The 21,742-nt window shown below is 52.4% G+C and carries 15 protein-coding genes and 1 pseudogene; 5 read left to right on the top strand and 11 right to left on the bottom strand.

The window, feature by feature from the left end; translation table 11 throughout:
- Positions 1 to 86 precede the first annotated feature (86 nt).
- Positions 87 to 3,407 (bottom strand): carbohydrate binding domain-containing protein, encoded by a 3,321-nt coding sequence (locus FE784_RS24520; RefSeq protein ID WP_176706489.1) that lies wholly within the window; start codon positions 3,405 to 3,407, stop codon positions 87 to 89.
- Between the two features lie 519 nt (positions 3,408 to 3,926).
- Between FE784_RS24520 and FE784_RS24515 the strand changes: the two genes are divergently transcribed.
- From FE784_RS24515 to FE784_RS24495, 5 genes are all read left to right on the top strand, one after another.
- Positions 3,927 to 6,083 carry an ABC transporter transmembrane domain-containing protein gene (locus tag FE784_RS24515; RefSeq protein ID WP_139604895.1) on the top strand — a complete coding sequence of 719 codons (2,157 nt, stop codon included), beginning with the start codon at positions 3,927 to 3,929 and terminating at the stop codon, positions 6,081 to 6,083.
- Positions 6,083 to 6,607, top strand: coding sequence for a hypothetical protein (locus tag FE784_RS24510; protein WP_139604894.1), 525 nt, complete (start codon positions 6,083 to 6,085; stop codon positions 6,605 to 6,607). The genes FE784_RS24515 and FE784_RS24510 overlap by 1 nt, the downstream gene beginning before the upstream one ends.
- 281 nt (positions 6,608 to 6,888) lie before the next feature.
- On the top strand, positions 6,889 to 7,395 hold the full coding sequence (locus FE784_RS24505) for a hypothetical protein (RefSeq protein ID WP_139604893.1): 507 nt from the start codon (positions 6,889 to 6,891) through the stop codon (positions 7,393 to 7,395).
- Between the two features lie 155 nt (positions 7,396 to 7,550).
- Positions 7,551 to 10,613: a hybrid sensor histidine kinase/response regulator gene (locus FE784_RS24500; protein ID WP_176706488.1), complete on the top strand. Its 3,063-nt coding sequence runs from the start codon at positions 7,551 to 7,553 to the stop codon at positions 10,611 to 10,613.
- Complete coding sequence (locus tag FE784_RS24495) at positions 10,610 to 11,773, top strand: response regulator (RefSeq protein WP_139604891.1); 1,164 nt, start codon at positions 10,610 to 10,612, stop codon at positions 11,771 to 11,773. The genes FE784_RS24500 and FE784_RS24495 overlap by 4 nt, the downstream gene beginning before the upstream one ends.
- A 72-nt stretch (positions 11,774 to 11,845) precedes the next feature.
- Here the strand turns inward: FE784_RS24495 and FE784_RS42935 are convergent.
- From FE784_RS42935 to FE784_RS24445, 10 genes and pseudogenes are all read right to left on the bottom strand, one after another.
- Positions 11,846 to 12,001: pseudogene (locus FE784_RS42935) on the bottom strand (Rrf2 family transcriptional regulator); the annotation flags it as partial.
- Between the two features lie 42 nt (positions 12,002 to 12,043).
- The gene (locus FE784_RS24485) at positions 12,044 to 12,703 is read right to left on the bottom strand and encodes a cysteine hydrolase family protein (protein ID WP_139604890.1); all 660 of its coding nucleotides are present in this window, start codon (positions 12,701 to 12,703) and stop codon (positions 12,044 to 12,046) included.
- 141 nt (positions 12,704 to 12,844) lie between these two features.
- On the bottom strand, positions 12,845 to 14,047 hold the full coding sequence (locus tag FE784_RS24480) for a M20 metallopeptidase family protein (RefSeq protein WP_139604889.1): 1,203 nt from the start codon (positions 14,045 to 14,047) through the stop codon (positions 12,845 to 12,847).
- A gap of 64 nt (positions 14,048 to 14,111) precedes the next feature.
- Complete coding sequence (locus FE784_RS24475; RefSeq protein ID WP_139604888.1) at positions 14,112 to 15,332, bottom strand: trans-sulfuration enzyme family protein; 1,221 nt, start codon at positions 15,330 to 15,332, stop codon at positions 14,112 to 14,114.
- A 19-nt stretch (positions 15,333 to 15,351) separates the two neighbouring features.
- Positions 15,352 to 15,801, bottom strand: coding sequence for a hypothetical protein (locus FE784_RS24470; RefSeq protein WP_139604887.1), 450 nt, complete (start codon positions 15,799 to 15,801; stop codon positions 15,352 to 15,354).
- Positions 15,798 to 17,813, bottom strand: coding sequence for a S9 family peptidase (locus FE784_RS24465; protein ID WP_139604886.1), 2,016 nt, complete (start codon positions 17,811 to 17,813; stop codon positions 15,798 to 15,800). The genes FE784_RS24470 and FE784_RS24465 overlap by 4 nt, the downstream gene beginning before the upstream one ends.
- A 17-nt stretch (positions 17,814 to 17,830) precedes the next feature.
- Complete coding sequence (locus tag FE784_RS24460) at positions 17,831 to 18,859, bottom strand: ABC transporter ATP-binding protein (protein ID WP_139604885.1); 1,029 nt, start codon at positions 18,857 to 18,859, stop codon at positions 17,831 to 17,833.
- A complete protein-coding gene (locus FE784_RS24455; protein ID WP_139604884.1) occupies positions 18,856 to 19,833 on the bottom strand; it encodes an ABC transporter ATP-binding protein in 978 nt (325 codons plus the stop codon). The genes FE784_RS24460 and FE784_RS24455 overlap by 4 nt, the downstream gene beginning before the upstream one ends.
- Before the next feature lie 28 nt (positions 19,834 to 19,861).
- Positions 19,862 to 20,785 (bottom strand): ABC transporter permease, encoded by a 924-nt coding sequence (locus tag FE784_RS24450; RefSeq protein ID WP_139604930.1) that lies wholly within the window; start codon positions 20,783 to 20,785, stop codon positions 19,862 to 19,864.
- 20 nt (positions 20,786 to 20,805) lie between these two features.
- Positions 20,806 to 21,723, bottom strand: coding sequence for an ABC transporter permease (locus tag FE784_RS24445; protein ID WP_176706487.1), 918 nt, complete (start codon positions 21,721 to 21,723; stop codon positions 20,806 to 20,808).
- Positions 21,724 to 21,742 lie beyond the last annotated feature (19 nt).

Below are 21,742 nucleotides of genomic sequence, written 5' to 3'. Positions count from 1 at the left end.
TACGAAGAACCTGCCCCGGGCCCGCCGGTTCAGGTTCTCCGTCGCCTTGCCGTACCGTCCTGCCGTTGTCTCCAACCCGCAAGCAATCAGTTTGCCGGAATGGCTCGAATATACCAGTCGTCAAACCAAGCCGTTCCGTTCGTACCCGTGTCGCTCATCAAATACAATTGAATATGCCGGGCTGTCGGACTCGGTTCCATTACACCGCTGTAAAATGCCCAATCCTCCGAGTAAGGTACAGACGACCACGCATAACGGATCGATGTCGCCCCGTTGGCGTAGCTTTCACGTATCCCTACTGCCACACCCCCCTGGTCGGATTCGTTTTTTACCCAGCCGCTCCATTCATAGCGGAATCCGTCTTCGACCGGAATGAGCGCCGAGGTGATCACATTCCAGTTGTTTCCCGGATCTGGTTGCAGAGCGACGGCGTATTGACCGGAGCGCGAATCCTCCGACCATATCCCTTGCCGAAGCGTCCAGTCCGCCGGTCCATTGCCCTGCAAGTTCGCCGCCTCGAATCCGGGATTCGGCAGCAAATTGTGATTGACCTCCAGGGTCAACGGCAGCGACCGAATGAGCGTCTCGCCGCTGCTTAAGCGAATTTGCGCCGTGTATACCTGGTCGGTCACACCGGAGGGGACGTGCACTTCAAAGGGGAGATTCAGCACCTCATGTCCGGCAATCTCGACCTGTGGCGGCAAGGTAATCGTCCATTCGGACGGAAGCAGAGCCTTCAGGGAGATGGGCAAGGAATCCGCCACCCGATTCTCCAGGCGCAAGGCACTCGAATAGCTCTTGCCCGCCTGCATGGTCAGAGCGGATAACGACAATTGGCCGTCCACAATGTCAACCAACGGATAAACAGCGCTTCGCTGCATGACAACCCGCGTTCCCTGGCGATCGGCGTATACAAACGAAACAGTGGCGTTCAATCGGTAGTCCGCCGCAAACGGCGTATGAGATAGCGTGAACGGCAAAACTGCGGAAGCTTCCTGACTTGCTCCGATAGAAGACATGGCCTGCTCCAGCGGCATCAAGCCGAACGATTCCGGGAACGCAACAGACACCTCCACTTGCTGAAGCGCTTGCGTTCCGGTGTTGGCAACGGACGCATATACCTCGTTCACCACTGACGGGCCGATGATGCGCTCATCGTTCAACTCCATTTTGAATGCAGCAGAAGCACCGGCAATCGTTCCCAGCTCCAGACGCAATTGTTCGAGCCTTTCCTTGACAGACTCCGCTGCTCCGGAAGCGTGTATGTCAAGCCAATCGAGCAGCACGTCCACTCCGTCCAGCCCGTCCAATGCCGCGGACACAACCGCATCAAACGTTGTCGGCGAAGCCGCAAGCTCGTCCAGCAGTTCTTGAAGCGTTTCATCCAGACTGTCAACTGCATCCTGCCAGTCCAAATTATTCGACCATGACGACAGGCTCGCCAGCTCGCTGCGCGCCTGGCCGGCAATAGTCGAGAAAGGCGTTAGCCGGTAAAGCAGCGCCTGCAGCGGTTCAAGGGTGACGGTTAAGGAATTTCCGGTCTTCACCGTTTCCTTGTAGATGTCCCCATACAGCAAGACCGCTTCATAACCGCTCTCCGCAAGCGGAATCGTCACTTCACCGCTGCCGTTGCCCGTGTAGACGACAGCCGCATACCATTCCCCGCCGCCTTGCCAGAGACGCCATTGCACATCCGCAGCCTGGCCGGAGTCTGCGACTTCCAGGGACGTTACGATCTCGCCGATCTGTTCAATCTCTTGCCGTATGCCGACAAGCCCCGGCCATAACGTCGAATCCCGGAGCACAAATCCGTTTTCGTTGAAGGAGTAGTACCCCATTCCTTGCGCGCCGCTCGCCAGGCTCTGATAAATCATATTCCGAACCTGCTCGATCGTGGTCAAAACCGGCCAATTCGGCGGATTGTACATCGCCTGTATAATGTTCATCACCGGTTGGTGCTCTCCTGCCAATTGTTTGGCCAACGCTACGCGTTCCCCTACGATGGAAATCGGGTTTCGGGGAATCGGGTACACGTCTGTCGCAAATATATCGGTCAATTTCTCCGTAAACGCGTACGAACGGGGGAGCGCTTCAACCATGTAGACGGGGTGAACCGGGTCGAGCGTTCGCACAAGCCGGTAGGCTTCCACCAGTTCTTCTTTCGTCTTATGGTTCAACGCAGGCTCATCCATCACCATCCAGGCGAACAGCGCGGGATGATTCCGGAACTCCGTGACGAGCGTCTCGATCAGCTCCATATTTTCCTGCACCTTCATCTGGTAATAGAGCGGAACCGCCAGTTTGATTCCGTTTTGAAGGGCAGCATCCAGCATCGCTTGCAATTGCTCGCTGCTATTGGTTCCATTGGCCTGCACGACATTGACTCCCGCCTCACCTGCATACGGATAGTCTCGCAGCGCGACATGGTAGGCCATTACGGGAAAAAACGGCTCGTTGTCCACCAGCAGCGTACCGTCTTCCTTCAGCATAGACGGTCTGTCAAAGCGAAAAATGCGCTCTGTCTCCCGCGCTATTTCCTGCTGACTGTCATCCAGCAGCCGAACGACAACGCGATACGGTTGTTGCTTGACGAGAAGATCGGGATTGAAGGTCATCGTCAGCGGTTGATCGGTATAGGTCGCGTCCGACACCGCAATAGGCGTTCCCCCGGCTTCCGGCGCAATTGTCGCTTCTACCCGAAATCTGGCCGGGTCTCCCTGATGCGGGTAGAAGTCGGCGTTCACCGTGCCGACGGTCATCCCGGTATAGTAAAAAATACTATCCGTATCCAATTCAATTCTACTACGTTCCCGCTCTAATGTGAACGAGATTTCATCCATATCCAGTGTCCCCGTACCGTACAAACGGGCATACACGACCACCAATGTCGCCTCTTCCGGCGCGGCAAACACATATTCATGATATTCCCAATCGCCCGTCAGCTCGGTTGGAGCGGTAATAAAGGTTTGATCGAAATTCAAATTGTTGGCAGATGTGGCGGCTGTGCCCTTGTAAAATTCCAGCTTGAATCCTGCTCCGCTTCCTTGAACGCCGGTGCCTCTTATCCATGCAGCCAGCTTGTACTCCGTTTGTTCTTCAATCTGGACGGTTTGTCTCACCCAAGGATTGCGGTTTGCAAGCGCTGTAGAGATCCGAAGCCCGGCCGTGCCGGAGTATGCTCCGGCTGCGGAAACCGACAGTTCCGGATTGGTCCAGCCCTCGAACGCGCTCCATCCGGCCGGGATCGTTCCCTGCTGCTCAAAATCGCCGTTAATGAGCAAGTCATCCCCTCCCTCAGCTGCCGCCGGCGCCGGTATGGCTATCCATAATGCAAGGAAACATACAAACCACAATACGAATACCGGTCTTTCCCTCCAGATTCCCATAACCCGCATGTCCTCCTTCATTCCCTGTCCCTCCCAACTTTTAGAAAACGCATTCATTTTTGCGAAGCGGCTTCCTGTTTCCCTCCCTCCTCATGGCCAAAACTTCCCGGGCCACTCCATCGTAGCACAAGCGCATTTTTGCCTACGATCGGCATTTCAGACAAATCCATGTCGTTTTCGGCCAAGACGCTCCATCCGTGATAAGAAGAGCTTCTAACCGAGGCCTTTTCTTTTCCACGATGCCTGCCCCAGCCTTAGCGGCAGCTTTTTCAAAAAAAACTACGACGGCATAACCACCGTTTTGTCCATTCCACACTATTCTCCCGTTCTCTTGAGCTTGCCCTTACCTTCTCCCGGATGTTGCATCGCTGTCGGCGAATAAATGGTGAAATTGTTATGTTTTAATGGGAAAACCCGCTCAAACCTGACATGAAGCGCTTTCTTTTCAGTTTCTGCAGTAGTTCACTGCGCTACAATGTTCTCGCGGTCATGTAGACTTTCTAGCAGGCATCGCTAAGCTGGCAAAGGAGACGGATTAGGATGTTGTGGAAAAGTATAGTCACTATGGTGCGGTCGTCTCCGTTATTCCTTTTTCTTATCGTGTCGGGTGCCGTTATCGACCTATTGTTCCGTTACCTCTCCTCCCTCAGCTATAAATACTTGATTGACCTCGCCCTGCTGCCTCGCGACGGCAAGGCTCTGGCAGTCATTATCAGCGCCTTGCTGGTCCTGGGATTGACTAACGTGCTGGCCGGCATATCCAGCGACTACGCCAAAGCCCGATTGGGCTCGAACTTCCTGTTCGAATATCGGATTCGGCTGTTCCGGCATATGCAGCTGCAGTCACAGCGTTTCTACGAGCGATTCGGGGTAGGCGATCTGCTCGCCCGATATACCGACGACATTCCCTCCATACAAACAGCCGTGCTCTATATATTGACCGGAGGGTTCCTCTCCATCGCCAGCGTCATCGTCGGGCTCGCCATCCTCTTCTCGATGGAATGGAAGCTGACCCTGGTAACCTTAGCCGGCTCCGCTCTCTTATTCGTACCGTTTCGCATGCTCAAGTCACGTTCACTGGCACTGGGAGAGGCTTATTACAAGCAACTGGACCAGTTCAATGGTTCGATCGATGAGAATATTAAGGCGTACCGCGTCATTCGTGCGTTCGATCTACGCCGCAGCATGCTGGACAAAGTCGAAGGAAATCTCCGGACGATGCTCTCGATCGGCGTGCAGCGGAACTTCGTCAGCTCGAATCTGAACCGGCTGCCCATGCTCGCCATCTCGCTTCTGACGGCGGTCATACTCGCATATGGCGGTTACTTGACCTTTGACGGGAGTCTCACCATCGGCGAATTTATCGCCTATAACTCTATTTTTTTCACAGTCGGCACGTCCATGTTCGGCGTAACATCCGTTCTGCCCTTTTTTCTATCCGCTCGTACGAGTTTGGAACGCCTGCAGCAAGCGATGGACTGGAAGCCAGACGTGATCGAGCGGGACGGCAGGGAGCTCTCTCCCGTCCGTTCGGACATTGCGCTTCGTGACGTCAACTTCGCCTATGTACCCGATGAACCGGTGCTGCGGCACCTGAATCTGACGATTCCGGTTAGCGGCTATACTTCAATCGTCGGCCCCAGCGGGGCCGGCAAAAGCACGGTATTGCAGCTGCTGATGAGGTTCTCCGACCCTCAGAGCGGAGCCGTGATGTACGACGGTCATGATATTAAGGAGGCTCAGTATGCTTCCCTGCTTAGGCAGGTAGGGGTCGTCTTCCAGGATTCCATCTTGTTCCATTCTTCTATCCGGGATAACATTCGCGTCGGCAACCCCGATGCGACTCAGTCAGAGATCTTGGAAGCGGCGCGAGCGGCCGGCATTCATGAGACCATCGTTGGATTCAGAGAGGGCTACGACACTCTTGTCAGCAATTACGGGGATAGTCTATCCGGAGGACAACGGCAGCGGATCGCGCTGGCTCGGGCTTTGCTGCGTAATCCGCGCATCCTGTTTCTGGACGAAGCCACTTCAGCCCTCGATCCCGATACCGAACGAGCCGTGAACGAGACGATCCGTGCGCTGGGGCGCCGCATGTCTATCGTCTCGGTTACTCACCGGCTGGCTAATGCCGCCATGTCCGACCGGATCATCGTCCTCCGCCAAGGGACCGTAGCCGAAACCGGAACCCATGAGCAGCTGCTGCAGCAGGATGGCCTATACCGTCAAATGTGGGAGAAGCAGCAAGGGTTCATGCTGGCCCATGGTGGCGGCAGCGCCAAAGTTCAGTCGGATCGCCTCCGCAAGCTGCCCTTCTTCCGCGGCATCGACACCGCAGCGCTGGAGGAGATTTCCCGTCTTTTTGTCACGGAGAAGTTCGAAGCAGGTACGACCGTGGTCGAGCAAGGCGACCAGGGGGATAAATTTTACTTGATTGCGAGAGGCAAAGTCGAAGTCGTCATCGCTGCGGGAACGGGCGAACGCCGCAAAGTGGCATCGCTGGAAGACGGGGATCATTTCGGTGAAATTGCGCTCATGCAGCATATTCCGAGGACGGCCACCATCGTCACGGCCACGCCCTGCTGGCTCCTGTCTTTGTCCTACGACCACTTCCATCCGCTCGTGATGCGCTATCCCGCCATCCGGGAAGGGCTCGAAGTCACGTTAAGATCGCGAATGCAAAGGAGAGATGACTGATGCTGCAATGGATGACCGCCGGCACGGAGCAAATGAAGGAGGATGGCGTCCTGTTTATTTGCCGGCACGTAGAAGACCTGGGCCTCCCCTACAAGTGGAGCACGACTATGAATTTGCTGTATACCGCCCTCTATGACTCCGGCCTCATGATTGCTCTCGATGAGCAAGGACAGGTCAGGGGCATAATGGCGTATACGTTCGGGACCGCGAAAGACAAGAGTGCGGATCAGACCCGGATTGAAGTCATCCTTCTCTACCTTGAGGCTGAATACCGCACGGGAACAAGGCTCGTGGAAGCTATGAAAGCCCTGGTTGAACGAGAGCTCGAATTGACTCAGCCCATTCGCGAGGTGGAGTTCTTCTGCACGCCGACGGATGTCCGTAGAAGGCTATTCGGCAAAATCGCCACCCTCCGCAATACGAAGATGCATTCCTGTGGATTGCTCGACTCCTACATCACCACCCTCGAGCAAATACGGCTATATATCGCTCGGGTCGCTAAACCGAAACCGTCCATTACGTAAAAAAACACAAAGTGGAGTGCGCCTTCGCAGCATGCGAAGAAAGACCAGCATTGCTGCTGGCCTCCCGTCCGTCCGCTTCCTGCGACGAGCTTTACGACCGATCGTATGATCCGTCGTCGCGTCTAGGAAGAAGGTCCGGTACATCTGGCATGTTGCATCCGGATTGTCCCATGTCTGCTCACCTCCTCGATTGAATTAATATTTAATATAAGAGATAAATTTAGAAATAACAAGAACTAAATGAAAAATTTTCTATTATAGGAATATTGAGGTGGTATCCCGTGATTCGATTCGAAGTTTGCTCGACTACCCGTCAATGGAGCCGGTTTACGGAATTCTATATCCGGCATCGAACACGAATTATTCCCTACTACCGGGTGAGCCTGACGGTAAAAGACGTTAGGGACTACATGCAGCAAGGCCGGGCCGCCCTTATTCTGAATGAATCCGATTTGGTCGTCGGGATCGGTTGCTTCGTTCTTGGTCTGCAGGAGGATGAGTTCAAGGACAAAGACATTGCGGTACTGGGCAATAGCTGCTTTACGGCGGAATATCAGAATAACAGGACGTTCGTTCGCGGCTTGCAGAAGCTGGCCGAAGAAATCGAAGATGCCAATCCCCAGGTGAGGGAAGTCAGAATTCCTACATCCGCGGATAACGACTATACGAATCGCCTTTATCGAAAGCTTACGAATAAGCTGCATTCGTATGATTCCAATTATGGAAAGGTGAATGTCTACTCGATGCCCTTCCGCGAATATAAAGACTTCTGCTCTCGATTTCGCTGAGTCTCCCCTTCTATTGCTCCGACCGCTCGCGGCATGATCGAAAACTTCTTGAGGCCGGACCCGGCAGGAAGTATGCTAAGATGACAGTGGTACTTACACTCTTCGAAAGCGGTGCGGAATGATCGATGTCCCCTAGATGGCGCAAGAGATTGGCCGTGTCGATAGTCTTGGTGATCGTCGCAGCCGCATTGTACGGGTCCCTCGTCGGCACGATACCTGCCAAGCGAAGCCCTCAGGCCGTGGAAGGCGTTATGGATCTGCAATATTGGAACTTGCATGAAGACGGACCGGTTCGACTGAACGGCAACTGGCTCCTGTACTGGAACCAGCTGCTCCCCCCCGCCGAAGGCGCTGCGGCGGAGAGGGTGCAGCCGGTTCCCGTAAAGGTTCCCGGCGAATGGAACAGTCGCGATCAGTCGGGGCGCGGCTATGCCACCTATAAACTCACCCTATTCACGCAAGGACACGCAGGCCCGCTCTCCCTTCATATCCCTGCGATCGCTCCGGCCTACCGCCTTCTGGTCGATGGCCGCGTCATCGCAGAGACCGGCGTCGTCTCGTCGGAACCGGCAGCGGTAGAGGCCGCCTATAGGCCACAGACCGTCTCGTTCGACCCTCTCGGTCAATCCTTCGACCTTATGATCCAGGTAGCCAATCAGCTGTACCCGCAGGGCGGAATCTGGTACAGCCTGACGCTGGGCACCGAGTCGTCGATGCAGGCCCTGAAAGAACATACGGGCTATTTGGAGATGGCGGTGTTCGGGGGCTGCGCTCTGCTGGGCTTGTACCAGCTCGCACTGTTCATAATGCGCCGGTCGGAACGCTCGACCTTGTACTTCGGTCTGTGCTGTCTGTTGGGCGCCGTCCGAATCGGGGCGGTGGGCGAGATGTATATCGTTCGGTTGTTCCCGCATACCGATATTCGACTGCTCATTTATTTGGAGTATTTGACTTACTATGGCGGCGTTACTGCGGCATTACTGTTTGTGAAAGAGTTGTACCCGAAGGAGTTTCATCCGATCGCGACCAAGCTGCTTGTCGGCTTAGGTTGTGCTTTCGTCGGAACAGTCCTTCTGCTTCCTGCGGAATGGTTTACCCGCTTCATGGATTTATACAAATATGTATCGCTGGTGAGCCTGGCGTATATTTTAATCGTTTTTGCACGGGCTTGCTGGCGAAACCGGGAAGGGGCGCTGCTTCAGCTGGCCGGATGGCTGGTCTTCGCTGTCGGAGCGCTCCATGATATTTTATACAGCAACGGTTATATCATCTGGACGAATGTTCAGCTTGTCTCCTACGGCTTTATCCTGCTGGTGTTCATCGAAGCGATGGAGCTCGCCCGCCGGTTCACGCAGGCGTATCGGATTATCGGCCGAATGTCCGAACAATTGATCGCATCAAATCGGATGAAGGACGAATTTCTGGCCAACACCTCCCACGAGCTGAAGACCCCGCTGCATGGGATTATGAATCTCTCCACGGCACTGACCGAGGAAAAGTCGGGGCCGCTTAACGAGCATCAGCGGGAGCAGCTGGAGACGGTCATCGCGGTAGCTCGACGCATGTCGAATCTCATTAACGATATTCTCGATTGGTCCCGGCTGAAGAACAGCGGCATCGAGCTGAACCTCGGGCCCGTCGATATTCGGGCCGTCATATCGGCGCAGCGGGAGGTGTTCCGCCATTATATCGGGGATAAGCCGGTCGTGCTGCGCTTCGATTGGCCGGATACGCTGCCTTATGTGCATGCCGACGAGAGTCGTCTGCTGCAGATTGTGTACAACCTGATCGGAAATGCGATTAAATTTACACCGGAAGGCGAAGTCAGGGTATCGGCATGGTCGGAAGGCGGGATGCTGCACATGGCCGTCTCGGATACGGGGATCGGGATCGAGGAGGACATGCTGGAGACGATCTTCCAATCGTTCGAGCAAGTGGGCACCTCCGTGGCTAGAGAATATGGCGGAGCCGGACTTGGACTCGGAATCGCGAAACGGCTGGTGGAACTGCATGGCGGACAAATATCGGTGAAATCGCAGGTAGCAAAAGGCTCCATCTTCACCGTCACGCTTCCGATCAGCGAGATCGGCGCAGCTTCCCCACGGTCCAGCAAGCAAGCTCTTGCAGCTACAGCTGTACCGGCAGTGCGCCAAGAAAAGGCGACCGCGGCCTCCGTTAGGCTCGATAGCGGAACGCGGCGGGAGCACATCATCTTGGCGGTCGATGACGATCCGGTCAACCTGCGGGTGCTGCAGGCGGTGCTGGCGGACGAGCCATACGAGATCGTCGCGGTGAATAGCGGTCAGGAAGCGATCGAGACCTTGGACAGGTTGGGCGGCAAGATCGGTCTGGTCATTCTCGATGTCATGATGCCCGGACAGTCCGGCTATGAAGTTTGCAGGCAGATTCGGCACACCTATCCGCTGAGCGAGCTGCCCATTCTGCTGACGACCGTACGCAGCGAACCGTCGGACGTGATAGTCGGCTTCGAAGCGGGCGCAAATGATTATTTGACCAAGCCGTTCCAAGCCTATGAATTGCGGGCGAGAACGCGTACCCTGTTGGAGATGAGGCGCTCCGCGGAAAATGCGGTCCGTTCGGAGCTGGCTTTTTTGCAAGCGCAGATCAAGCCTCACTTTCTTTATAACGCCCTGAATACCATCATCACCTTCTCGCTCGAAGATCCGCAGACGACGCATGATCTGCTGCTGAACCTCAGCCGATATTTGCGCGGCAGCTTCGATTTTAAGAATAAGGAAAAGGTAGTGTCCTTGCGTAAGGAGCTGGAACTTACCGAGGCTTACCTCCAGATCGAGCGCGCTCGGTTCGGCGAGCGGCTGCGCATCCGCTTCGAGGTGGACGAAGCCGCCGATTGCATGCTGCCGCCGCTGACGCTGCAGCCGCTCGTCGAGAATGCGGTTCGGCATGGCATCACGAGACAGGAAGACGGCGGAACCGTGACGATAACGGTAAGCACCGATCTCGACTTTACGACGCTATCCGTCGAAGACGATGGTCCAGGTATGCCGGAATGGGCCCGAACGATATTATCAACGGAGGCGGATGGCAAAGCAGGCGTGGGACTGCGCAACATTCATCAGCGAATGTTAAAGCTGTACGGCATGGGAATTGAAATCGAGTCGGGTAGCGACGGCGGCACCAGGGTCACCCTTCGCATCCCTCAAGTCTCAAGGGAAAGCATAGAGGTGAATGGATGATCCGAATCATCGCGGTAGACGACGAGTTGCCCGCTCTTCGTGGAATCGGGAAGGTGCTGGAACAATTCGAGCAAGTCCATGTAGCCGGTTTGTTCGACAAGCCGGTGGCTTGCCTGGAGTACGTTCTGACCGTGCAGGAGCCGATCGATCTGGTTCTGCTCGATATGGACATGCCTACGATGCATGGACTGGAGTTGGCGAGACGGCTTCGTGAATGTCGGCCGGAGATTCATATAGCGTTTCTGACCGCTTATGAGGAGTTCGCCAAGGATGCATTTGAAGTAGAGGCGCTTGATTACTTATTGAAGCCGATTATGAAAGAGGATATGGCCCGCGCGATCGGACGATTCTTGAAACGGAGCGGGCGCGATGCCGAACCGGTCCCACAGCCTGACACGGGAATCGCAGTTCACAGCCTCGGCCCTTTCACGGTGCTGGCGCATAGCGGGAATCCGATCCGGTTTCGCAATTCGAAAGCGAAGGAGCTTCTGGCGTATCTGCACCATCATCAGGGCAAGCCGGTCAACAAAGTGCAGATTATGGAGGATATTTGGTACGGTCGCGATACGCAGCGGACCCAAGTCAATCTGCATACGACAATCTATCAGCTGCGTAAGGATTTGGAGCCTTGCGGATTGTCCGATCCTATCATTCAATCGAAGCTTGCAGGCGGCAGTTACAGTCTGCATTGGTCTGTTTCATTCGACGATGTCGTTGCTTATGAGGAAGAGGTTCGCCGGTTTAAGCGTACATCGTCTTTGACGCATGCGCTAAAAGCGCTGCAGCTATACGGCGGGGGCTATTTGTCGGGAAGCGGCTATGTGTGGGCGGCGCCGCGGCAGGCCGAGCTGGAACTGGGCTACGCGGAGCTGCTGGAAGCAGTGGTGAACATCTATGTGCGTCAGCAGCGCTACGATATCGCGTTGAATCCGATGCGGAAATGGGCGGAACTGCTCCCATTGAGTGTACGGCTTCATGCCAAAATGATCGCGCTGCTAATCCTTATGAACCGGGAATCCGATGCGAGGTCCTACTACAATGTTGTACGTGAGCTGCTCGATCAGTCAGAGGATGCTTCGGAGATCGAATATGACAGCATAACCGCCCATCCGTCACGATATTTCTCTGACGAGACGATCGATAAGCTCCTTAGCCAGTGAACTTGTATGCTTCTGTCTAAACAACCGACCTCGCATTACGAGAGGTCGGTTTTCTATTTGAGTTCAATTATTTTGTTTGAGCGACGCCATTAACGATTTGAACCAGATTACCACAGGATTTGTATTTACGCTACCCGCAATAAAGTCCCCGGTCAATTCGTTCGAACTAACGGCAATCAGGGACAGGATATGAACAGCCATAGAAAAGCGCGTGCTTATTTGCCTCATATTCACCACCATCGTTGTAACCATTATAGTTACTGCTTTGCGCTATGTCACTGTCTGTACGTCGTCATCTGATATCGATTCAATAACCTGATCAAGCTCACATACATATACACCTATATTTTTCATCTCTTGTATACCCTTCTCATACACTTGGGACATGGAGTCCGATACCATTACAACACGAAAGTCCCTTTCACTTGCTTCATACATGGAAGTTCTGGGGCAATTGGGAAAGTTGCATCCCGTAAATACGAGAGTATCTACTCCTTGCTCGTGGAGAAATGGCTCTAAATCTGTTTTATAGAAAGCACCCCAACGCGACTTATACATGACCCATTCTTTCTCTCCAATGGATTGAAACTCCCCGTTCAATAACTTCTCCGCTTGAAGAGCATTGTAACCGGATGGGCGAAGCTCTTCGACCAATTCAGCTCCGTTTGTTTCTGGTACGGCTATTCGTGCACCTTTTTCAATGATCTCTTTACGACATATATCGACGTTAGAACCATCTTCTTTATATAGTCGAACAACGTGAAGTATCGGCCACCCTTTTTCACGATAGGCTTCCAACAGCTGTCTCATCTCGGGCAGAACATCCGACGTACCTTTGATTTCCGCGGGAGCGTCCGGCAAAGTAAAATCATTTTGTGTATCTATAGTTATTAATATGGAGGTATTCCAATTGGGACTTGTATAACTCATAGCCTTCGTCCTCTCGTTATTAAATTGTTTACATGATACTACTTTGGTACATGATGTCAATATCTTATGAAAAAAAGGCCGACGAATTATTCGACGGCCCGTGCCTATTCGTCTATCGTTGCCGGACACAGCACTCCCAGCTTACCTATCCTTTTCTCCGGTCGAATTCCCCAAGTAAGACAGTGCAATCGCCGCGTGCATCGCGACACCGTAAGAAAGCGCCTCTTCATCCAGATCGAACATGGAATGGTGCAGAGGGTATAGCGTTTCTTCTTGGCCATTGCTAACCCCCAAACGAAAAAACACACTCGGAACGGAATGGGAATAAAAAGCAAAGTCTTCACCGCCCATAGATGGCTTGGCATAATTCCATCTCTTCTCCCCAAAAAGCTTCTCGCTGGTCCGGATGACAAAATCGACCATATCTTCGTCGTTTAGCACGGCAGGGTAACCCATGGAATACTCCAATTCATATTCGGCCCCCAACGATCGAGTCACACCGCTTACGATATTCTCAATCAACTCAGGCATCTTGGCTCGCAGGGACGGAGAAAGCGTTCGAACCGTTCCGATGAGCTCAACCTCAGAAGCAATCGCCGTGCCAATCGATCCGCCTTGGATCTTGCCAATGGTGACGACTACTGGTTCCAGAGGGTCCACCAATCTGCTTGAAATATGCTGCAATCCGGAAATGACCTGCGCAGAGATTGCGATTGCGTCAACTGTTTCATGCGGACGTGCCGCATGTCCACCTTTTCCAATAATCTTGATCACGAGTCGATCGGCAGCCGCGAAGGAAATCCCTTTCGTTACCGTAATCCTTCCCGTAGGCAAAGAAGGAAACACATGAATACCGGCCATGGCATCAACATGCGGCTCTTCCAGAACGCCATCTACCATCATCGCTTTAGCTCCGGCAAGGCCCTCTTCGGCTGGCTGAAAGATGAACTTGATGTTCCCCTTCTTTGGCTTCCCCAAACTCGTTAATAGTTGAGCTGCTCCCATCAACATGCCGGTATGGGCATCATGCCCGCATAAATGTCCTATGCCCGGGTGTTGAGAGCGATATGCAACTTCCTTCTGGTCTTGGATCGGTAGCGCATCCATATCTGCCCGAAGCCCGATGGTCGGGCCTGGTTCCTCGCCTCTAAGAATTCCAACAACGCCCGTTTTGCCGATGCCGGTCTGTACATCCAATCCTAAGCTCTTCAAATGCTCCGCGACAATGCTCGACGTACGGATCTCCTCATAACCGGTCTCGGGATGTTGGTGGAAATCTCTACGCCATGCGACGACCTGATCCTTAAGTGCTTCTGCTAAACCGAGTAGTTCCCGTAGCTCCAAAATAGTACCTCCTATAGACGATGCATGCTCATAACAATACAATAAATGGTTCGAACCTTATACCTTATAATTTTGCTTTAATTCGCCTTAGAAATTTCGCATCCCGGGTCGTCCCCAATGCTTGGTTCAAGTCCGAGATGATGTCACCCGGATCTTCAAGACCGACAGAAAGCCGGATTAGTCCGTCCGTAATTCCGTATTTTAAGCGATCTTCTTGTGGGATAGAGAAATGTGTCATAGATGCCGGATGCTGAACCAATGTTTCCGGATCCCCTAGACTAAAGGAAATCATGGCCAGCTTCAATCGATTAATAAATGCTGCGCCGGCTTGAAGTCCGCCTTTAACTTCAAACGAGATGATGCCCCCCATCCCCTTCATCTGCGTTCTGGCGAGGTGATGTTGAGGATGGGATTCAAGACCCGGGTAGTAGACGTGTTCAATGAACGGATGCTGCTGCAGGAAGGCAGCAATTAGTTGTGCGCTTGAGCAATGCTTCTGCACTCTGACTCCTAATGTTTTTAACCCCCGAAGAATCAGAAACGATTCCCAAGCATTCAAATTTTGTCCCAAGTCGCCGGCAATTTTTTTTCGAATGAATTCGATATGCTTTTTTTTGCCGACCACAAACCCAGCCAATACATCACCGTGTCCATTCAAATATTTGGTAGCGCTGTGTACGACTACATCCGCTCCCAAGTCAATCGGCTTCTGCAAGTAAGGGGTCATGAACGTATTGTCAACAATTAACGGGATCGAATTAGCCTTCGCAATATGGGCGATCGCTTGAATATCCAACACGGTTAAACATGGATTCGACGGCGTTTCGATATAGATCGCTTTCGTTTCGGCCTTTATCGATTTGGCCAACACCGTCAAATCCGTACAATCGACAAAATCAAACGATATGCCAAAACGTGGCGCAAGAGAAGTTAAGAAACTGTAGGTTCCGCCGTACACATCTTTCGTTACAAGCACGTGGTCCCCGTGCTGCAGAAACGCAAGCAATGCGGAAGAGATGGCAGCCATCCCGCTAGCTAATCCGATGCTGTCTTCTCCCCCCTCCAGCTCGGCTACCTTTTGTTCCAGTATCCGTGTGGTTGGATTGCCATACCGACCGTAATAATCCCCTGGCTTACACCCCGAAACTACGGCGGCGGCCGTTTCCGCATCGGGGAACGCGTATGCCACGGCTGGCACGACTGGTTGTGAAATAGCACCCGTTCGTTCATCCGGGACATGTGCGGTATGGATGAGTTTCGTATCGATACTCCAGTCTGATTTCATCGTATCCCTCCGCTCCCGTTCAAGAATTTTGATATTTCAGCTCAATCCTGACACGTTTTAGCTGCTCGTCATGCTCCGTTTCTTCGATGACATTCCATTGTCTCGATATAAGTTCCCTCAGACTTGCGATCTCGTCCACTTGCAAGATCAAGCCTTTAATGACCAAATCGTCCTGATCGTAATCCTGGTTAAGCTGCTTCCGGTACTTGGCCGCCAGTAATTTCCGAATTCCGGTAATCGTAATGAAACTGAACTCATACCCGTTCAGAATGGCGCTTTCCCAGTCGTTTCCGATCTCATTTGCCGTTTCCAGCAGCTTGTCAAAATTCATCTTCCCATCCCCGATAGGCGGAAGAGACCGGAAGTCTTCGGATCTCAAGCATTCGAGCAAAACCTGATCCGATACCCCGCCCGCTCTGCAATTCTCGATCATAAGTGCAATCGGCGACGATAATCTGACCTTACTCATTTTTCATTCCCTCCAGCGATATGATCGTCAAACCAATTAACCAAGTGCTGCAACGACTCGACGCGAAGCGACGGCTTGCCGCTCTTCAACAGCGCATGATTGGAATTCGGGAATCGGACGAATTTCGTCGTTTTCCCTAGACGTCTCAGGGCGACGAACAATTGTTCCGCTTGCTCGATGGGACACCGAAGATCCTGCTCGCTATGCAAAATGAGCAAAGGCGTTTCAATCTCCTTTACATAGGCAAGCGGCGAGCGTTTCCACAGCTTATCGGGATCGTCCCAGGGAGTCCCTTCGATCTCGCCTTCGGTGTAGGAAATGCCAATATCGCATGTGCCGTAAAAGGACAACCAATTGGATATCGATCGATGCGTGACCGCCGCCTGAAAACGATTCGTATGACCTACCATCCAATTGGTCATAAATCCGCCGTAACTACCGCCGGTGACGCCCAAACGCGATCCATCGACAAAATCGTACGCATCGATGACAAAATCGATTGCGCTCATCAAATCCCCGTAATCGGCGCCGCCAAAATCGCCTCGACACGCTTTCACAAACGTTTGCCCATATCCAAAGCTTCCGCGCGGGTTCGTATAGATCACCGCATAGCCATGTGATGCAAGCATTTGAAACTCGTGGCTGTAGGCGTTCGCATACATGGCATGAGGTCCGCCATGGATATGCAGAATGGCCGGATATTTCTTGCCTTCCACGGAGCCGGTCGGTTTTATTACCCAGCCTTGGACTTCCCGACCGTCCGCGGCTTCGAACCAAAACGGTTCCGGTGAGCTGATCGTCACTTGTTCCATAAAACCATCATTGCTATGAGTCAAACGAACTTCTTCCAAGGTTCGTAAGTCCACACGATACAAATCGCCCGGATTTGCGGCATTCGTGGATGCCATAACCAGATAACGTCCATCGGACGAAAGGACAAATTGGTAGATATCCCTGTCTCCCGAAGTAACGGCCTGCCGCGAACCATCCATTGAAAATTTGTATACATGCACATTCCCATACTGCGAAACTAAAGTGTACAGCTCTGCTCCATCGGGACTAAAAACGGGAGACGGCGATACGACCGCCGGCTTCATATCGCTAAGTGAAAAATTGCCGAATTGGGCATCCCATGTACCGCTCAAGCAATCTACCTTTCCGTCTTCCATGGTAAGGGTGAATATTTCGTTTTGGGTGGCACTTCCGTACAAACGGTTGTTCCCTGTAAAAGCGATTGTCCTGCCATTCGGCGAAAAAACGACTTGATGGATCATCAACGTGGAATTCGTGAGTTTGGTCCATTCTCCACCTTCCCTACCCGCAAGGTATATATCGTTGTAAGTCATCAAATCCGGATCTTGCTTCTCGCCTTGGTTCATTTTCGCAAGAAAGGCGAGTTTTCCGCCATCAGGGGACCAACACGGCTGGCTGGCGTCAAATTCGCCCTCCGTAATTTGTGTAAGATTTCCGCCTTGGACATCGATCACGAATACATGGGAGTGCAATCCATCCCATAATCCCGAACCTTCGCTTTTGAAAGCGGTACGCGTGATGATGCGGGCCCTATCATTCTGACTCTTCTTGTCTTCCTCTACGGATCGGGCTTCCCTTCCTTTATCCACGCTGGTACGGGTTGTATAAGCTATGCATCTTCCGTCAGGAGACCATACAAACATGCCGACGCCGCGCTTCGCATAGGTTAGCTGTGTCGCTTCCCCTCCATGTGCGGGCAAAACCCAAACTTGTCTGCCTTGATCGGTCATCCGTAGAAAAGCCAACATCGAACCGTCAGGCGACCATGCAGGCGAAAAATCCTTCTTTCCTTGAGTCAGCGGCTTGCTTTCCTGTTGATTATGGGTTATGACCCTGATGTGAGAGTGGTAGTCATTCTTCTTTTTATCTATCGTCTTTTGAACATAAGTAATCGTTCCCGTTACGGGACACAGGGAAGGATCACTGAGCCAACAATATTCATATAAATCCTCCACCGTCACCGGCCGTTTTTGCTGCATGGGGTATCCTCCCGGTTTCAGTGTACTTGTACAGGGTCGGCTTTGAACAACGAGCTTGCACGCAACGGGAAATGGCAAGCCACCGAATGGTTGCCGTCTTGCTGCTGCAAGGCAGGCGTCTCTTGACTGCATCGATCTTGCGCATAGGGACAGCGCGTATGAAAACTACAGCCTTTTGGGGGATTCGCCGGACTTGGAAGATCTCCTTGAAGAATAATGCGCTCTTTGCGCAAAGTCGGATCCGGAACCGGAATCGCAGATAACAAGGCTTCCGTATACGGATGCTTGTAGTTCGCAAACAATTCGTCACGATCGGCGATTTCGACAATTTTACCCAAATACATCACGGCGATTCTATCGCTAATGTGCTTCACGGCAGGCAGACCGTGAGCAATGAAAATATAGGTCAGTTGGAATTCGCGTTGCAGTTTCTTCAACAAATTTAAGATTTGGGCTTGTATCGATACGTCCAGTGCCGAAACCGGTTCGTCGCACACAATCAGTTTGGGCTGCAAAGCCAATGCTCGGGCAATCCCGATCCGCTGTCGCTGTCCGCCGCTGAACTCATGGGGATATCGTCCCAAATGATGCTCGCCCAGGCCGACAACGTTCAGGAGTTGCTTGACCCTTTCTCGCCATTCCGACTTTCGGGAAATTCCGTGAACCTTTAATGGCTCGGCAATAATATCATCTATTTTCATTCGGGGATTCAGCGATGAATACGGATCTTGGAAAATGATCTGCAGGTCGCGCCGAACTTTCCGTACTTCCTCGCGGTTCAGCTCGGACAGATTTCTCCCCTCAAACCAAACCTCCCCTTCAGTCGGTTCCAGTAGTTGAAGGATCAATTGACCCACTGTTGATTTGCCGCATCCGGATTCTCCGACAATACCGAGCGTTTCCCCTTTATGGACAACAAAATCAATGCCATCGACAGCACGAACCGCACCTGTTTTCCGCGAGAATACCGATTTCTCCAGAGGAAAATGCTTCTTTAATCCTTTGACTTGAAGCAGTGGTCGTTCCCTCTCCTGAAATGAACTCATTCGACTTCCCTCCCGGCATGGAAACATCGGACGTTGTGCTGCTCGCTTATTTTTTCCAATTGTGGCGCCTTCGTCTTGCATGTTTGATCTGCTAACGGACACCTTGGGTGGAACGCGCATCCGGTAGGCATGTTCAATGGATTCGGCACCGAGCCGGGAATACTGGCGAGCTCTTCTTCTTGATTATGCAAATTGGGGATGGACCGAAGCAGACCGATCGTATACGGGTGTTTCGGATCGGAAAACAATTCGTACACGGTGGCTTCTTCCACCACTTGGCCGGCATACATCACTACAACGCGATCCGCCATTTCCGCCACAACGCCAAGATCATGGGTAATTAAAATCAACCCGGTCTTTCGCTCCTTGCATATGTTCCGCATCAAATCCAAAATCTGGGCTTGAATGGTAACGTCCAGCGCGGTAGTCGGTTCGTCGGCGATGAGCAGCTTCGGGTTGCATGCAAGCGCAATGGCGATCATAACCCGCTGTCTCATCCCGCCGGAAAGCTGATGCGGGAAGTTGTCCAACACACGTTCGGCATTCGGAATACCGACAAGTTCCAGCATCTCCATGCTCTTCGCCCTCGTTTGTTTTTTACTCAATCCTTGGTGAAGGGCTATCACTTCCCCTATTTGATTTCCGATGGTGAAGACGGGATTCAGCGATGTCATCGGCTCCTGAAAGATCATCGAGAGCTCGTTCCCTCTGAGCTTCTGCATCTCTCTTTTGCTCAACTTAAGCAAATCGCGACCTTCAAATCGCACTTCTCCTCCGACTATCTCCCCGGGAGAAGCAACAAGCCTCATAATCGATAAAGAAGCGACGCTTTTGCCGCATCCGGACTCCCCGACGATGGCAAGCGTCTCGCCTTCTGCTACATGAAAGGTTACACCATTGACTGAAGGGACGACGCCTTCCGATGTGTAAAAATGTGTTCTAAGCTCGTTTACTTCGAGCAGACGTGCCGCCACTTCGATCCCTCCGTTTCACTCGTACCGCTCATTTCGAACCTTTCAGTTTCATCCGAGGATCCAGAATATCCCGCAGCCAGTCACCCAGGAACGTAACCGCCAAAACCGTAATCGTAATCGCGGCCCCGGGGAATACGGCTACCCACCAGCTTGTAGCCAAATATTGCTTCCCGTCGCTCAACATGCCTCCCCACGAAATATTTGGAGGTTGAATCCCCAAGCCGAGGAAACTGAGCGAGGCTTCCGAAATAATGATACCGGCTACGCTTAACGTAGAAATGACAATAAACGAAGAGGTTACATTCGGTAAAATATGAGTAAAAATAATTCGAAAATCTCGGGCGCCTACAGCCCTTGCCGCTTTTACGAAGTCGCGTTCTTTGACACTTAACACTTCGCTTCGGACCACGCGAGCGTAGGAAACCCATCCCGTACATCCAATGACAAAGATCAGCGTAACCATTCCCGGACCCAAAACGGCCAATACGAGCAAAAGGAGCAGAATCGTGGGAATGGCCAGAAAAGCATCGATGATACGCATAATGATGCTATCGATCCATCTGCCGTAGTAGCCGGCTACAAGGCCCAATATGACGCCGATGGTTCCGGAAATGACTACCGAGCAAATGCCGACAATTAAGGAAATCTTAGAACCGTACAGGATGCGGCTTAACACATCTCTCCCCAGATTGTCCGTACCGAGGGGATATAAGGAAGTCCCTTTATCCAGCCACATCGGAGGAAGGAGGCGTACCGAAACACTGCTTTTCCCGGGATCATGGGGAGCAAGAAACGGAGCCAAGACGGCTATCAAGCAAATCATCGCCACCAGCAAAACCCCGACCGTACCGGTTTTACTTTTAAAGAGCAGACGAAGCCATCGTCGAAGCTTCGATGTCGGCTGTGAAGGGGAGGCCGCAGGCAAAATGCCCGAGGACGAATCGATGGACATAGACACGGTGTCACCTCCGATTAGCTGTATTTGATGCGCGGATCTAAGTACCGATATAGAACGTCCGTCAGCAAGTTACTTACAATAATGAGTCCGGAAACGAAAAAGACGGCAGCTTGTACAACAGCCATATCTCTCGCATTGATCGCTGTTATCGTCAACTGCCCCATCCCGGGCCACGCAAATACGGTCTCGATGATGAGCGCGCCTCCGATTAATTGCGGAATCTGCAGTGCCATAAGCGTAACCACAGGTATTAAGGTATTCCGAAATGCGTGTTTGAAAATAACGACCGTTTCCCGGAGCCCTTTGCTTCTTGCCGTACGGATATAATCCTGATTCAACACTTCCAACATATTTGAACGAATAAGCTTCGTTTTCTGGGCCGCGAGTGATGCACCGAGCGTCACTGCCGGCAGTATCAAATGCTCCCAAGATCCTCGTCCCGAAACGGGAAGGAGACCGAATTGAACGGAAACCAGCAAAATCAAGATCATGCCGAGCCAGAAAGAGGGCATCGACTTACCAAGAACAGAAAGACCGGAGATGAACATATCAAGGTACGTATCCCGTTTAATTGCCGATATGATTCCTAGTGGAATTGCAATAATGATAGAGACGAATATCGATGCAACCGCGAGTTCCAAACTGGCGGGCAGCCTTTCGAGAACGAGCGGCATCGCTGGCTGGCCGTATCGGAACGAATTCCCGAAATCCCCGTGTGCCACATCACCCAAAAACTTCATGAATTGAATGTGGAGAGGCTGATCCAGCCCGAGTGCTTGAGCAAGAATGCGCCGATCTTCCTCCGTCGCTGATTCGGGAAGCATCAGCGAGACGGGATCCCCCGTTACGCGAAGAAGAATAAACACGATCACGATGATGATAAAAATAACCGGAATCACTTGATAGACCGACCGCAGCGTATGTTTGCCCACGCCCTCACCCCTGTTTCAT

The sequence above is a fragment of the Paenibacillus hemerocallicola genome, assembly GCF_006265175.1.
GTDB lineage: Bacteria > Bacillota > Bacilli > Paenibacillales > NBRC-103111 > Paenibacillus_AB > Paenibacillus_AB hemerocallicola.
Note: the sequence above shows the minus strand (reverse complement) of the source record. Positions and strands in the feature narration are given on the sequence as shown.

Coding starts and splice junctions, on each gene's coding strand:
- FE784_RS24470 (WP_139604887.1), bottom strand. CDS start 15,801: ATGAGTAAGGTCAGATTATCGTCGCCGATTGCACTTATGATCGAGAAT.
- FE784_RS24510 (WP_139604894.1), top strand. CDS start 6,083: ATGCTGCAATGGATGACCGCCGGCACGGAGCAAATGAAGGAGGATGGC.
- FE784_RS24450 (WP_139604930.1), bottom strand. CDS start 20,785: ATGTCCATCGATTCGTCCTCGGGCATTTTGCCTGCGGCCTCCCCTTCA.
- FE784_RS24495 (WP_139604891.1), top strand. CDS start 10,610: ATGATCCGAATCATCGCGGTAGACGACGAGTTGCCCGCTCTTCGTGGA.
- FE784_RS24515 (WP_139604895.1), top strand. CDS start 3,927: ATGTTGTGGAAAAGTATAGTCACTATGGTGCGGTCGTCTCCGTTATTC.
- FE784_RS24520 (WP_176706489.1), bottom strand. CDS start 3,407: ATGAAGGAGGACATGCGGGTTATGGGAATCTGGAGGGAAAGACCGGTA.
- FE784_RS24485 (WP_139604890.1), bottom strand. CDS start 12,703: ATGAGTTATACAAGTCCCAATTGGAATACCTCCATATTAATAACTATA.
- FE784_RS24475 (WP_139604888.1), bottom strand. CDS start 15,332: ATGAAATCAGACTGGAGTATCGATACGAAACTCATCCATACCGCACAT.
- FE784_RS24465 (WP_139604886.1), bottom strand. CDS start 17,813: ATGCAGCAAAAACGGCCGGTGACGGTGGAGGATTTATATGAATATTGT.
- FE784_RS24460 (WP_139604885.1), bottom strand. CDS start 18,859: ATGAGTTCATTTCAGGAGAGGGAACGACCACTGCTTCAAGTCAAAGGA.